Annotated in this window: 12 protein-coding genes and 1 tRNA gene; 6 read left to right on the top strand and 7 right to left on the bottom strand. The window is 68.8% G+C overall.

Annotated features, from left to right (window positions below; genetic code table 11):
- Positions 1-2 precede the first annotated feature (2 nt).
- Positions 3-1118: an acyl-CoA dehydrogenase family protein gene (locus OH146_RS10920; protein WP_265160420.1), complete on the bottom strand. Its 1116-nt coding sequence runs from the start codon at positions 1116-1118 to the stop codon at positions 3-5.
- A 277-nt stretch (positions 1119-1395) separates the two neighbouring features.
- On the opposite strand from OH146_RS10920, the gene OH146_RS10915 reads away from it, so the two are divergent.
- Both OH146_RS10915 and OH146_RS10910 read left to right on the top strand, forming a co-directional pair.
- Positions 1396-2229, top strand: a complete 834-nt coding sequence (locus tag OH146_RS10915) for a formate/nitrite transporter family protein (RefSeq protein ID WP_265160417.1) — start codon at positions 1396-1398, stop codon at positions 2227-2229.
- A 106-nt stretch (positions 2230-2335) separates the two neighbouring features.
- Positions 2336-3571, top strand: coding sequence for a DUF2254 domain-containing protein (locus OH146_RS10910; protein ID WP_265160414.1), 1236 nt, complete (start codon positions 2336-2338; stop codon positions 3569-3571).
- Positions 3572-3668: 97 nt separating this feature from the next.
- On the opposite strand, the gene OH146_RS10905 is transcribed toward OH146_RS10910, so the two are convergent.
- Positions 3669-4460: an ABC transporter permease gene (locus tag OH146_RS10905; RefSeq protein WP_265160412.1), complete on the bottom strand. Its 792-nt coding sequence runs from the start codon at positions 4458-4460 to the stop codon at positions 3669-3671.
- Positions 4457-5506 carry an ABC transporter ATP-binding protein gene (locus tag OH146_RS10900; protein ID WP_265160409.1) on the bottom strand — a complete coding sequence of 350 codons (1050 nt, stop codon included), beginning with the start codon at positions 5504-5506 and terminating at the stop codon, positions 4457-4459. The genes OH146_RS10905 and OH146_RS10900 overlap by 4 nt, the downstream gene beginning before the upstream one ends.
- A gap of 61 nt (positions 5507-5567) precedes the next feature.
- On the opposite strand from OH146_RS10900, the gene OH146_RS10895 reads away from it, so the two are divergent.
- Entirely contained in the window at positions 5568-6545 is a 978-nt protein-coding gene (locus tag OH146_RS10895; protein ID WP_265160407.1) for a helix-turn-helix transcriptional regulator, read from the top strand.
- 72 nt (positions 6546-6617) lie between these two features.
- Positions 6618-7301 (top strand): DNA alkylation repair protein, encoded by a 684-nt coding sequence (locus OH146_RS10890; RefSeq protein ID WP_265160406.1) that lies wholly within the window; start codon positions 6618-6620, stop codon positions 7299-7301.
- A 4-nt stretch (positions 7302-7305) separates the two neighbouring features.
- On the opposite strand, the gene OH146_RS10885 is transcribed toward OH146_RS10890, so the two are convergent.
- Positions 7306-8058 (bottom strand): SDR family oxidoreductase, encoded by a 753-nt coding sequence (locus OH146_RS10885; protein WP_265160404.1) that lies wholly within the window; start codon positions 8056-8058, stop codon positions 7306-7308.
- Positions 8059-8184: 126 nt separating this feature from the next.
- Between OH146_RS10885 and sigJ the strand changes: the two genes are divergently transcribed.
- Positions 8185-9108, top strand: coding sequence for an RNA polymerase sigma factor SigJ (sigJ, locus tag OH146_RS10880; RefSeq protein WP_265160402.1), 924 nt, complete (start codon positions 8185-8187; stop codon positions 9106-9108).
- A 50-nt stretch (positions 9109-9158) separates the two neighbouring features.
- On the opposite strand, the gene OH146_RS10875 is transcribed toward sigJ, so the two are convergent.
- Both OH146_RS10875 and OH146_RS10870 read right to left on the bottom strand, forming a co-directional pair.
- Positions 9159-9234, bottom strand: a tRNA-Ala gene (locus tag OH146_RS10875).
- Positions 9235-9272: 38 nt separating this feature from the next.
- On the bottom strand, positions 9273-10280 hold the full coding sequence (locus OH146_RS10870) for a SepX/GlpR family protein (protein ID WP_265160399.1): 1008 nt from the start codon (positions 10278-10280) through the stop codon (positions 9273-9275).
- A gap of 165 nt (positions 10281-10445) precedes the next feature.
- Between OH146_RS10870 and OH146_RS10865 the strand changes: the two genes are divergently transcribed.
- Positions 10446-11177 (top strand): hypothetical protein, encoded by a 732-nt coding sequence (locus OH146_RS10865; protein WP_265160397.1) that lies wholly within the window; start codon positions 10446-10448, stop codon positions 11175-11177.
- Positions 11178-11297: 120 nt separating this feature from the next.
- Here OH146_RS10865 and OH146_RS10860 read toward each other — a convergent pair whose 3' ends face one another.
- A complete protein-coding gene (locus tag OH146_RS10860) occupies positions 11298-11948 on the bottom strand; it encodes a GNAT family N-acetyltransferase (RefSeq protein WP_265160395.1) in 651 nt (216 codons plus the stop codon).
- Position 11949 lies beyond the last annotated feature (1 nt).

The raw sequence follows: 11949 nt of genomic DNA, 5'->3' as shown, positions 1-11949 counted from the left end.
GTCTACAGTCCCAGGATCGTGCCGGCGATGATCGTGCGCTGGACCTCGTTGGATCCACCGTAGATCGACACCTTGCGGTTGTTGAGGAAGACCCGCGCATCGCGGCTCGTGAGGGCGGCGGGGCCCTCGATGTCCATGAGTAGCTCAGAGACGGCCTGCGTCAGCTGCGAGCCCTTGATCTTGAGCACGCTCGACGCCGGATGCGGCTTGCCCGCGTCCGAGTGGGCGGCGACACGCAGCGCGGTCGTCTCGAGCGCGAGCAGCTCGTTCTCGAGGCCCACGATGCGGCCCGCGTAGCGCTCGAGCAGGCCGCGCTCCTTCGCCCGCTCCTTCGCCGTCGCCAGGTTGCGCTTGGACGCGCCGACCTGGGCGATGCCGACCCGCTCGTTGCCGAGGAGGAACTTCGCGTAGGTCCAGCCCTTGTTCTCCTCCCCCACAAGGTTCTCGACGGGCACGCGCACGTTCTCGAAGAAGACCTCGTTGACCTCGAAGCCGCCGTCGATCAGCTGGATCGGCCGCACCGTCACTCCCGGCGTCGTCATGTCGATGAGGAGGAAGCTGATGCCCTGCTGCTTCTTCTCCGCCTTGGGGTCGGTGCGCACCAGCATGAAGATCCAGTCGCCGTACTGCCCCAGCGTCGTCCAGGTCTTCTGGCCGTTGACGACATACTCATCGCCCTCGCGGATCGCGGTCGTGCGCAGCGAGGCGAGGTCGGAACCGGCATCCGGCTCGCTGAAGCCCTGCGCCCACCAGATGTCGAGATTCGCCGTCTTGGCGAGGAAGCGCTCCTTGATCTCCTGCGAACCGAAGTTCGCGATGACGGGGCCGACCATCGAAGCGTTGAAGGCCAGCGGCTGCGGCACGCCCGCGAGCTGCATCTCCTCGTGCCAGATGTGGCGCTGCAGCTGAGTCCAGTCCTTGCCGCCCCACTCGACGGGCCACCCCGGCACGGCGAGACCGGCAGCGTTGAGGACCTGCTGGCTCTCGACCCACTCCTCCTTGCTCAGCTCCTCACGGGCGATGACCTTGGAGCGGATGCGCTCCGGCACCTGCGTCGTGAAGAACTCACGCATCTCCTCCCGAAACGCCTGATCCTCGGGCGACAGCTGCAGTCTCATAAGGCTCCCTTGCACTCGGCACTGTTGGCAGCAGGCTACGCCCCGCAGCATCCGCTATCGAAGCGGATGCGCGAATCCGCCAGTCCCCCTCGCCGACGGGCCGCGCGCGATTGGCGGTGGGAACAAGACGACCACCTCACACACGCATGTGCACGCTGTGCGAGGAACGTAATGAAAGCCGCTGGAGACCGACATGGAAGGGAAACCTGCTCTCCCTAGCCTCGGTGATGGCCCGCAACACCGGCCGGCAACCACCCGCACCCCCTGGAGCGTGTCTATGACATATGTGAAGCCCGCCGACCTTGTCACCGCGATGATCGAGGCCGGCGAATCGAAAGTTCTACTGTCCACCCGCGACACCCTCGTGCGCGGGGCGATGGGCGGGGCCATCCTCGCCCTCGCGGCGGCATTCGCCATCACGGTGACCGTCACGACGGGCAACCCCCTGATCGGCGCCCTGCTGTTCCCCGTCGGCTTCATCATGCTCTACCTGCTGGGCTTCGACCTGCTGACAGGCGTCTTCGTGCTTGCACCCCTCGCGTGGCTGGCGAAGCGGCCAGGCATCACGCTGGGGGGCGTGCTGCGCAACTGGGGGCTCGTCTTCGTCGGCAACTTCATCGGCGCGTTCACGGTCGCCGTGCTCATGGCGATCGTGGTCACCTTCGGCTTCGACACCGAACCGAACGAGGTCGGCCAGGCGATCGGGCACATCGGCGAGGGCCGCACGGTCGGCTACGCCGATCATGGAGCTGCGGGCATGCTCACCCTCTTCGTGCGCGGGGTGCTGTGCAACTGGATGGTCTCGGTGGGTGTCGCCGGGGCGATGATCGCCAAGGATGTCCCGGGCAAGGCGCTCGCGATGTGGATGCCCATCATGCTCTTCTTCTTCATGGGCTTCGAGCACTCCATCGTCAACATGTTCCTCTTCCCCTCCGGACTCCTGCTCGGCGGCGACTTCACGATCATGGACTACCTCATCTGGAACGAGATCCCGACCGTGCTGGGCAACCTCGTGGGCGGTCTCACGTTCACGGCTCTCCCGCTCTACCTCACTCACGCCCGCATGAAGGCGCGGCGTGCGATCCCCGAGGTCGCGCGCATCCCGGCCTGATCCACCTAGACCCCAGCGAGACGGCCCCGCCACACGGCGGGGTCGTCTCCGCTTAATCGGCATCCGCCCCTGCCGCCACGGCGGACTGCGACGTAGCCTTCCGACCATGGCGTCGAAGAGTCCGGAGGTGCGCGACATCGGCTGGTGGCGGCGGCTGTGGGAGCCGTTCTGGGCGCTGCCGGCGACGATCGCTCTCGGTTCGATCGCGATCGGCGTGGTGCTGCCCATCGCGGACACATTCGTCGCCGAGCACGTGCCCTACGTCTTCGGGGGCGGCCCCGACGGGGCACGGAGCGTGCTCTCGACCGTCGCGACCGCCATGATCTCCGTCACGGGCCTCGTCTTCTCCATCACGATGGTCGTGCTGCAGCTCGCGAGCAGCCAGTTCTCCCCGCGCATCCTCGGCACCTTCCTCCAGCGCCGCATCGTGCAGACCACCCTCGGGGTCTTCACTGGCTCCTTCCTCTACGCCCTCACCGTGCTGCGCTCGATCGAGGGCGAGGGCAGCAGCGCGAGCGAGGTGCCCCAGGCATCCGTCACCCTCGCGTACGCCTACGTCGTCACCGCCGTGCTGCTGTTCCTCGCGTTCATCCACGCGATCACGACCGCCGTGCAGGCCTCCCAGGTCATCTCGCGCATCGGCACGGAGACGAGAGCCGAGGTGCGCGCGATCGTTCCCGAGCAGGGGGCGGATGCCGCATCCGAGCGCCCTCGCCCCGTCTCGCGGCGCGGCCTCACGACGACACCGCTGCTCGCGGTCGAGCGGCACGGCCACATCACGGCGATCGACTCGGCGGCGATCGCCGAGTGGGCGAAGGAGCACGAGGCGCAGGTGCACCTGGAGGTCTCCCCGGGCGACTTCATCGTGCAGGACCGCCGCATCGGCACCGTCGTGTCGGTCAAGCACCTTGACACCGACGCCCTCGACAAGACCGAGAACTTCGTGCGCCTGTCTTCCGAGCGCACGGTGCACGCCGACTTCGGCTTCGGCATCCGGCAGTTGCTCGACATTGCCGAGCGCGCCCTCTCCCCCGGCATCAACGACCCGACGACGGCGGAGCAGGCAATCAACGAGTTGCACACGATCCTGCGACTGCTCGCAACCTCCCCCTCCCCGAGCCCGTTCATCCGTGACGGCGACGGAGTCGTGCGGGGCAGCTACCGACCGCAGACACTCGAGACGGAGGGGAAGCGGGTGCTCGATGAGCTGATCGCCACCGCCGACGGCTCGCAGCGCATCCTCTCCCGCCTTGCCCGAATGATGGAGGACCTGCAGACGGCGGCCCTCCCGGAGCATTCGGCAAGCATCCGTGAGCTGCGCGCGCGGCTCGCTCGGGCGTGACAGTACGCACGTTATTCATCGAGGGCCCTCGAACGACGACGTGCGTGCTCTGACGCGCGGGGAGTGGTACGGGCGGGGCGCCCCGCCCGTACCTGCATCAGTTACTGCGGCGGATCGCGCGGATGCCCACCGCGAGGCCCACGGCGGCGAGCGCGAGAGCGGCCAGCCACCCCCACAGCACCGTCATGCTCCCGAGGTCGCCGGCGAAGAGCGCACGCTCGGCCTGCACGACCCAGTTGACCGGATTGACCGTTGACACCGCACGCATCCAGCCGGGTCCCTGCTCGAGCGGCAGCAGCATCCCCGAGAGGATCAGCAGCGGGAAGATGAGGGTCTGCTGCACTCCCCAGAAGAGCCACTCGCGGTCCTTCGTCGCGAGGGCGAGCGAGTAGGAGAGCGAGCCGAGCCCCACCCCGAAGACGGCAAGCAGGGCGAGTCCGAGCACGAGCCCACCCCAGTGGATCGTGAAGCCGAAGGGCCACGCGATCAGCACGATGAGGAGCGCCTGCACGACGATCGGCGCGATCTCCTTGAGCGCCCGCCCCACCAGCAGGGAGGAGCGCGCGAGCGGAGCAACAAGGGTGCGCTCGTGGGAGCCCGTCATCATCTCGTACTGCAGGTTGGAGCCGACCGCGCCCGTGCCGAAGAGCACGATCATGACGAGCACGCCCGGCACGAACCACTGCAGGGTCTCGGATGCCGGTGCCCCCGACGAGCCGATCAGCAGCGGCGCGAACAGCCCCAGGAAGACGAGGGGCTGCACGAGGCTGAAGATGAGGGTGAAGGGGTCGCGCACGACGGGCCTGAGCTCGCGTGTGAACACGTTCCAGGTGTCGCGGCTTGGGGTGGGCCGCACGACTCGGTCGCTCTGGGTCTCGGTGGTGGTCATCGCTCGGCTCCTGTCGGCTGTGGGTTCTCGGTCGTCAGATTCTCGGTGGCCTGCTCTTCGTCGTCGCCGCCCCCTGTTTCGTGCGCCTCGCGCAGCGTGCGGCCCGTTAGGGCGAGGAACACATCGTCGAGGGTGGGCGGCACGGCCGTCGCGCGGTCGACACGGAGGCCCACAGCATCCAGAGCCCGCACTGCGGCGGGGAGGAGCGCGTCGCCTTCGGGTGCGGCAAGGGTGACGGATGCTTCGCCCTCGCGTCGCACCTCACGATCAGTCAGCCCCTGCACGACACCGACGGCACGCTCCGCCTCCTCGGCGGAGGCGAAGCCAAGCGTGACGACGTCGCCCGCGAGCTTTGCCTTGAGGTTCGCTGCCGTGTCGTCGGCGATGAGACGGCCGCGGTCCATGACCATGACCCGCTCGGCGTAGCGGTCGGCCTCCTCCAGGTAGTGGGTCGTGAGGAAGACGGTCGTGCCGTGCTGCTGCCGCAGGTCGAGGATGTGCTGCCACAGGTTGCTGCGGCTCTGCGGGTCGAGCCCCGTCGACGGCTCGTCGAGAAAGAGCAGCGGGGGCGCGTGCATGAGCCCGAGGGCGATGTCGAGGCGACGCTTCTGCCCTCCCGACAGTTGCTGCACCGTGCGGGTCGCGAAGGGAGTCAGGTCAAGCGACTCGACCAGCTCATCGGCGCGCACCTTCGCAGCGGAGGCGGGCATGCCGTAGAAGGCGCCCTGGCTGATGAGTTCATCGCGCACGCGCTGGGCGAAGCTGCCGCTCGTCAGCTGGCCCACGTAGCCGATGCGGGCCCGCACGGCGGCGGCCTCCCGGTGGATGTCGTGCCCCACGACGCGCGCCCGGCCCGAGCTGGGCGGAACGAGGGTTGTGAGCATCCGCAGGCTCGTCGACTTGCCGGCGCCGTTGGGGCCGAGGAAGGCGACGAGCTCGCCGCGGGAGACGGTGAAACTCAGGTCGGTGACCGCCTCGACGGTCTTCTTCTTGACGGTGAAGCGCTTGGTGAGCCCCTCGGCGTCGATCATCGTGTCGTTCGTCATGCGAGGAGACTAAGCACCACCGAGGACACATGCTGTCCTGAATCTCTGCGAATCTTGTCGCATGTCCGACACGACGTCGAGGGCGCTCTCCCTCCTCAACCTGCTGCAGACCCACCGTCACTGGCCCGGCACGGAGCTCGCGCGCCGACTGGGCGTGACGGAGCGCACGCTGCGGCGAGATGTGGAACGCCTGCGCGAGCTCGGCTACCGCATCGAGTCGAGCCCCGGGGCGTCGGGCGGCTACCGCCTGGAGGCGGGAAGCGCCGTGCCGCCCCTGCTGCTCACGGACGAGGAGGCGGTGGCCATGGCGATCGGGCTGCGGGTGGCGGCATCCCAGCGCCTTGTCGCGGGGCCCGAGACGACAGTCACGGCGCTCGCCAAGCTTGAACGAGTGCTCCCGGCCCCCCTGCGCCGACGCGTCGCCGCCCTCGCGGAGGCCGTGCAGCCGAGCGGGCTCACGGCGGGCGCCGCCGTCTCGAGCGAGGTGCTCGGTGAGCTGGCACTTGCCTGCCGTGACCACGAGCGCGTGCGCTTCAGCTACACCTCGGCGGCAGGCGAGGTCTCCAAAAGGCGCGTCGAACCGCACGCCCTCGCCCCCGCCGACCGCCACTGGTATCTACTCGCCTGGGACGTCGAGCGGGCGGACTGGCGCACCTTCCGCGTCGACCGGCTGGAGCGGGTGGAGCACACCCGCGTGCTCTTCGAGCCTCGGCCGCTCACCCCCGAGGAGGTCGAGGAGTTCATCCTCGTCGCCCGTTCCTGGGTGCGCCAGCCCGTCGAGGCGCAGGCCGTCATGGAGCTGCCCCTCGATCGGATGCGCGAGCATTTTGGCCAGTGGGGCCAGGGGGCCGTCGCCGAGAACGCAACCCACACGCGGTGGCCCGTCGGCGGCGCAGACTTCCGCGAGACCATGTACGGGCTGGCCTGGATCCCGGCCGGTGTCGAATACACGGTCGAGCTTGCGGAGCCTGCGCGCAGTGAATTGCGCGAAACCCTCGGACGGATGCTGCGCGCCCTCGACGCAGCACCGCGCGCCTGACGATTCACGGCACCGTGGTCCCGTGACCCAGGGTCATAGGCTGGCCGTGCACACGAGCGGGAGGAGACCTCGATGGGGCAGATGACTGGCGCCGTGGCATCCGTCGACGAGGTGATGGCGGAGCTGGCCTCTCTCGAGGATCCGCGAATGCGCGATGTCAACGAGCGGCACGGCGACGACCACGGCGTCAATCTCACGAAGCTGCGCGCGGTGGCGAAGCGGCTGAAGACGAACCACGAGCTCGCGGTCGAACTCTGGGCGACGGATGACACGGCCGCCCGCCTCCTCGCGCTGCTGATCTGCCGCCCCAAGGCCTTCGAGCGTGATGAGCTCGATGGAATGCTGCGGGAGGCGCGCGCCCCGAAGGTGCACGACTGGCTCGTGAACTATGTGGTCAAGAAGAGCCCCCACGCCGAGGAGTTGTGCCTCGCCTGGTTCGACGACACAGACCCGGTCGTCGCGAGCGCTGGCTGGGCGCTCACCTCCGACCGCGTGCAGAAGAAGTCGGAGGAGCTCGACCTCTCCGGACTGCTGGACACGATCGAGGCGGAGATGAAGGATGCCCCGGAGCGCCTGCAGTGGGCCATGAACACGTGTCTCGCCTACATCGGCATCCACCACCCGGAGCAGCGCGCCCGCGCCCTCGAGGTCGGCGAGCGCCTCGAGGTGCTCAAGGACTACCCGACGCCCCCGAACTGCACCTCGCCCTACGCACCGATCTGGATCGGCGAGATGGTGCGGCGACAGGGCGAGTAGCGGTTCACACCGCCGCCCGCTCGGGGCTGCGCAGCCACTCATCGAAGGTCGTCGTGCCCTGGATGGCGTCGCTCGTTCCGCGGAGCACGCCCGAGGCCGCGCCCTTGCCGTAGAGGCCGGGGAGCCGCACCTCGAGCACGGCCCTGCGGATGCCGTCATGCGCGAGTTGGCGGCGCGCCAGATCGGCGAGCCGCTCGTCGCGGGGACCGACGAGGTCCCTCGCCCGGCCGACCGGTCCGGCCTCGGCGACCGCCACCAGGTGCTCGCCGACCTCGCGGGCCGCGACCGGACGCATGAGCGTCTTGGGCATGAGGGCGATAGGGCCCTTCATCCCGCCGAGGAGCTGTCCCGCGAACTCGTGGAACTGCGCCGCCCGCGCGATCGTGTATGGCACCCGTCCCGCCGCGACGGCGCGCTCCTGCGCGAGCTTGCCCGCATAGTAGGACGCGTCGATGCCGTCGATGCCGACGATCGAGAGGGCGACGTGGTGGCCCACGCCCGCGGCATCCTCGGCCTTCAGAAGGTTGCGGGTGGCGGTCTCAAAGAACTCCCGCGCGACCTTCGCCGAGAGTGTCGTCGTGTTGGTGACGTCGATGACGGTGTCGACCCCCGCGAGGGCCCGCTCGAGACCCTTGCCAGTGATGACGTCGGCACCCGACGCGCGTGAAAGCACGACAACCTCGTGCCCGCGCTCTTCGGCGGCTCGGACGACGTGACGCCCGACGGTTCCCGTCCCACCCGCGACTGCGATTCTCATGTCTTCCTCTTCTCGTGGGCAGTGATTCTGCCCTTCACACACGATGACGACATAGCCGAGCGGAATGTGAGGCTCACATCTGAGGGCGGTTCTTCGTCATAGTGGGCAGAGGCGCGACAGGGCGTCGTGAAGACGGGAGCACGGATGGGCGAGCTGGATGACGTGATCGTCGAACGCCGCAGGCTGATGTCGCTGGCCTACCGCATGACGGGCACGCTCGCCGACGCCGAGGACATCGTGCAGGAGACCTACCTGCGCTGGTACCGCTTGGACGACGCCGAACGGGAGGCGATCGCCAATCCCGCGGGGTGGCTGACTCGGGTGGCGAGCCGCGTGGCCCTCGACGTGCTCGGCTCCGCGCGCAAGCGTCGGGAGCAGTATGTGGGCCAGTGGCTGCCGGAACCCGTGCCCGCGGACCTGTTCACGGGCGCGGCATCCGTCACCGCCGCCGCACTCGGTGACCCGCTCGACCGGGTGACGCTCGACGACACCGTCAGCACCGCCCTGCTGGTCGTGCTGGAAGCCATGACACCCGCCGAGCGGGTCGCGTTCGTGCTGCACGACGTTTTCGGGCTGCCCTTCGAAGAGATCGCGGAGATCGTGGGACGCTCCCCCGCCGCAGTGCGCCAACTCGCGGCAACGGGGCGCCGTCACGTGCGGGAGAACCGATCGAGCGTCGTCGCTCGCGACGAACACGATCGGGCCGTGGAGGCGTTCCGGGATGCGACCCTCACGGGCGACCTGCAGGCGCTCATGCGCGTGCTCGCGCCCGGGGTCGAACTACGCTCCGACGGCGGCGGGGTCGTGAGCGCCGCCCGTAACGTGGTCGCAAGCCCCGACCGGGTCGCCCGGTTCATCCTCGGGGTCGCCGAGAAGCAGGCGCACCTGAGCATGGAACAGCAGCGAATGGGCGACGGTCTCGGCTTCGTCTTCCGCGACGGCGACACCGTGATGTCTGTCGTCAACTTCCGGGTGGAGGACGGCCTCATCCGCGACGTGTGGATCATGCTCAACCCGGAGAAGCTCACGGGCTGGCGGGACGGGGCGTGACGGTCTCCCCGCATGAAGAAAGCCCGCCGATGAACGACGGGCTTTCACGCTGGTGGACCCTAGGAGATTCGAACTCCTGACCTCCTCGATGCGAACGAGGCGCGCTACCAACTGCGCCAAGGGCCCTCAAGCGGTATCTACGATAACACCTTCGCAGGGAAGCCCTATACCGCGCGGCGACGACGCAGCGCCTCATTGATGTCGGCGGGGGCCAGGTCGGCGTCGTCGAGGATGCCCATGCTCGCGAAGCGGGAGGGGGCAGGCTTGGTCGCGACAGGCTCGACCTGGGCGGCAGGCTCGACCCGCGGCTGCGTGGTTTCGGCAGGCTCAGTCGGCGGCGAGACCCGCGGCACCTGGCTCTGCGCCTCACGCAGCGACTGCTCGGCCTCCGCAGACGCCGCCTTGAGCTCGGCGGCGGCATCGGCGGGGCGGGCGAGGCGAGCCGCAGCATCCGCGAAGCTGACATGCGGTGAGGCGGGCGCCTCGGAACGAGAGAGGTAGAGGGGCTTGGGGATCGGCTGCGGCGTCCACCCGGTCGAGGCGCGCGGCTTCTCGACGGGGTGCTCCCACAGGTCCTGCACGGGGGTCGACACGCTCGTCGTCTGCTCCACCTCGGCCGCGAGCTGCTTGCGCGCCTTCGACACCGCGGCGAGCTGCCCGAGCAGCACGACCGCGCCCGCCCCCACCACGACGGATGCCACGAGCAGCACCACGCCGGCACCCGCCGCCGCCTGCACCACTCCCGCCACGACACCGACCATCGCGGCCACCAGCACGAGGGTCGAGACGAGCCGCGACCGGCGCAACCTGCGGGACGACGCCGAGGTGCGGGCGACATGGGCGGCAAGCGCCGGCTTCGACTCGGCGAGCCGGCGCGCGGCGGCGCGCGCCTCCGCCGCCTGCTGCGCCCTCTCGATCGCGCGCGTGCGCTGCATCTCCCGGTGCATGACCTTCTCCTGTTCGGCGACGCTGCGGGCCGAATTCTCCACCCGAACCTGCTCCGGCATCTCCGCCGTCTCCGCGAGGATGCGGAGCGTCTGCTGCAGTCGCACAGTGTTCCGCTCGGTCGAGAGGTACTCGCGGCGCCGGAACCACGTCGGCACCAGATAGGCGAGCCACAGCACGGCGGCGAGCGCGATCACCACGCTCGAGCTGAGCCCCTCGAATCCCATGAGGCAACGGTACGAGCGAGCGGTCGCGGAGGGCCCCAAGCGGCGGGGGCGTGTCTCTTAGTTCCCCTCGTTTTCACGGGTTCTACCCCTACTTGCGGGACTGCCGCACCCGAGTCCCCAGCCAATAGCATGAGCCGCCCGCACCCTAGCCTTCGAGGAACCCGCATGCCGTCACTCGAGCCCGCCACGCCTGCCGCCACGCCCCAGGCGAGCGCCGCAGCATCCGCAAGCCGTCCGTTCCGTCTCGCCGACCTCTTCGGTCAGATGGAACTGGTGATCGTGATCCTGCTCGGCCTCGTGTCGACCGTGACCGCATACGCCTCGTTCCAGGCCGCCCTCTACGACAGCCAGATGGCGGCCGCCTACTCCAAGGGGCAGACCGCGAGCACCGAGGCGGAGTCCCTCTACCTGGAGGCCAACCAGCAGTACGTGCAAGACGTGCAACTGTGGGCGACCCTCACGCAGCTGAGCATCGACATGGACTCGCAGGATCCCTCGATCGCCGAGGCGGCATCCATCAAGTTCGACACCATGTACTTCCAGTCGGTCGGCGAAGCCCTCGACGCGGCCGTGCTGTGGTCTGCCGACGAGAACGCCGCCAACCCCGAGAGCTACGCGAGCCCCTTCGACCACGACGCCTACACCGAGGCCCTCTTCACCCCCTACACAGAAGCGAAGGATGCTGCAGACGCCGCCATCGCCCAGGGCGACCAGTACAACAGCTACAGCGACCGGCTCACGCTCAACACTGTGCTCATGGCCGTGTCGCTGTTCCTCCTCGGTGTCGCGGCCGTCGTCAAGAGCACTCGCTCGCAGCTCACGCTCACCGCGATCGCCACGATCGTGTTCCTCGTCGCCGGCGGCCTCACGCTCGCCATCCCGTTCGTGGGGCTCTAAGGGTCGGCGCGGCCCCTGTGCAGGTGATCCCCCTCACCCCGGCGTTCCCCACGCCATCGCACAGGTGAGCGCCAGTGCGTCGCTCACCGATTGGCGACGCACTGGCGCTCAGGTGACGGTTCAGCTGCCCCGACGCACACCGGATGCGCGCCAATCCGCCTCCGGGATCTCCGCATTGAGGGCGGGCACGCGGTCGTCCCGCCACCGCCGCAGCACCCCCTGCTTGACCTCCTCTACGACGAGCGCGAAACAGAAGTGGTCACGCCAGTCACCATCGATGTGGATGTACCGGCGCCGCAGCCCCTCATAGCGGAACCCCAGCTTCTCGACCACCCGCAGCGACTTCGCGTTCTCTGGCCGGATGCAGATCTCCATGCGGTGCAGCCCCAGAGTGAAGAAGCAGTGATCCGTCGCGAGGGCGACCGCAGTCGGCGTCACGTTACGACCCGCGAAACGCTCCGACACCCAATAGCCGAGCGTCGCCGACGCAAGCGAGCCATAGGTGATGCCGGAAACATTCAGCTGACCGGCGAACTCACCATCGACCTCGATTGCGAAGGGAATGCCCTGCCCCGAGCGTGCATGCGCGAGCAGATTGCGGATGCTCACCTTGGAGTCGAACTCCGTCGGGCCGTAAGGGCTCGTCGCCTCCCACTTGCTCAACCAGGAGCGGTTGTCGAGCAACTCACGCTCCAAGGCGCGAGCATCGCGCATCCGGATGGGCCGGATCGTGACCGGCCCCTCCGAAAGCGTCGGCAGAGAGGCAGGCACG

It is taken from the genome of Homoserinimonas sedimenticola, assembly GCF_026094475.1.
Taxonomy (GTDB): Bacteria; Actinomycetota; Actinomycetes; order Actinomycetales; family Microbacteriaceae; genus Homoserinimonas; species Homoserinimonas sedimenticola.
Note: the sequence above shows the minus strand (reverse complement) of the source record. Positions and strands in the feature narration are given on the sequence as shown.

What these genes read in the sequence shown, in the direction of transcription:
- OH146_RS10895 (WP_265160407.1), top strand. Translation starts at nt 5,568, where the DNA reads ATGTCCGACACGACGTCGAGGGCGCTCTCCCTCCTCAACCTGCTGCAG.
- OH146_RS10870 (WP_265160399.1), bottom strand. Translation starts at nt 10,280, where the DNA reads ATGGGATTCGAGGGGCTCAGCTCGAGCGTGGTGATCGCGCTCGCCGCC.
- OH146_RS10905 (WP_265160412.1), bottom strand. Translation starts at nt 4,460, where the DNA reads ATGACCACCACCGAGACCCAGAGCGACCGAGTCGTGCGGCCCACCCCA.
- OH146_RS10890 (WP_265160406.1), top strand. Translation starts at nt 6,618, where the DNA reads ATGGGGCAGATGACTGGCGCCGTGGCATCCGTCGACGAGGTGATGGCG.
- OH146_RS10885 (WP_265160404.1), bottom strand. Translation starts at nt 8,058, where the DNA reads ATGAGAATCGCAGTCGCGGGTGGGACGGGAACCGTCGGGCGTCACGTC.
- OH146_RS10910 (WP_265160414.1), top strand. Translation starts at nt 2,336, where the DNA reads ATGGCGTCGAAGAGTCCGGAGGTGCGCGACATCGGCTGGTGGCGGCGG.
- OH146_RS10900 (WP_265160409.1), bottom strand. Translation starts at nt 5,506, where the DNA reads ATGACGAACGACACGATGATCGACGCCGAGGGGCTCACCAAGCGCTTC.
- OH146_RS10915 (WP_265160417.1), top strand. Translation starts at nt 1,396, where the DNA reads ATGACATATGTGAAGCCCGCCGACCTTGTCACCGCGATGATCGAGGCC.
- OH146_RS10865 (WP_265160397.1), top strand. Translation starts at nt 10,446, where the DNA reads ATGCCGTCACTCGAGCCCGCCACGCCTGCCGCCACGCCCCAGGCGAGC.
- OH146_RS10920 (WP_265160420.1), bottom strand. Translation starts at nt 1,118, where the DNA reads ATGAGACTGCAGCTGTCGCCCGAGGATCAGGCGTTTCGGGAGGAGATG.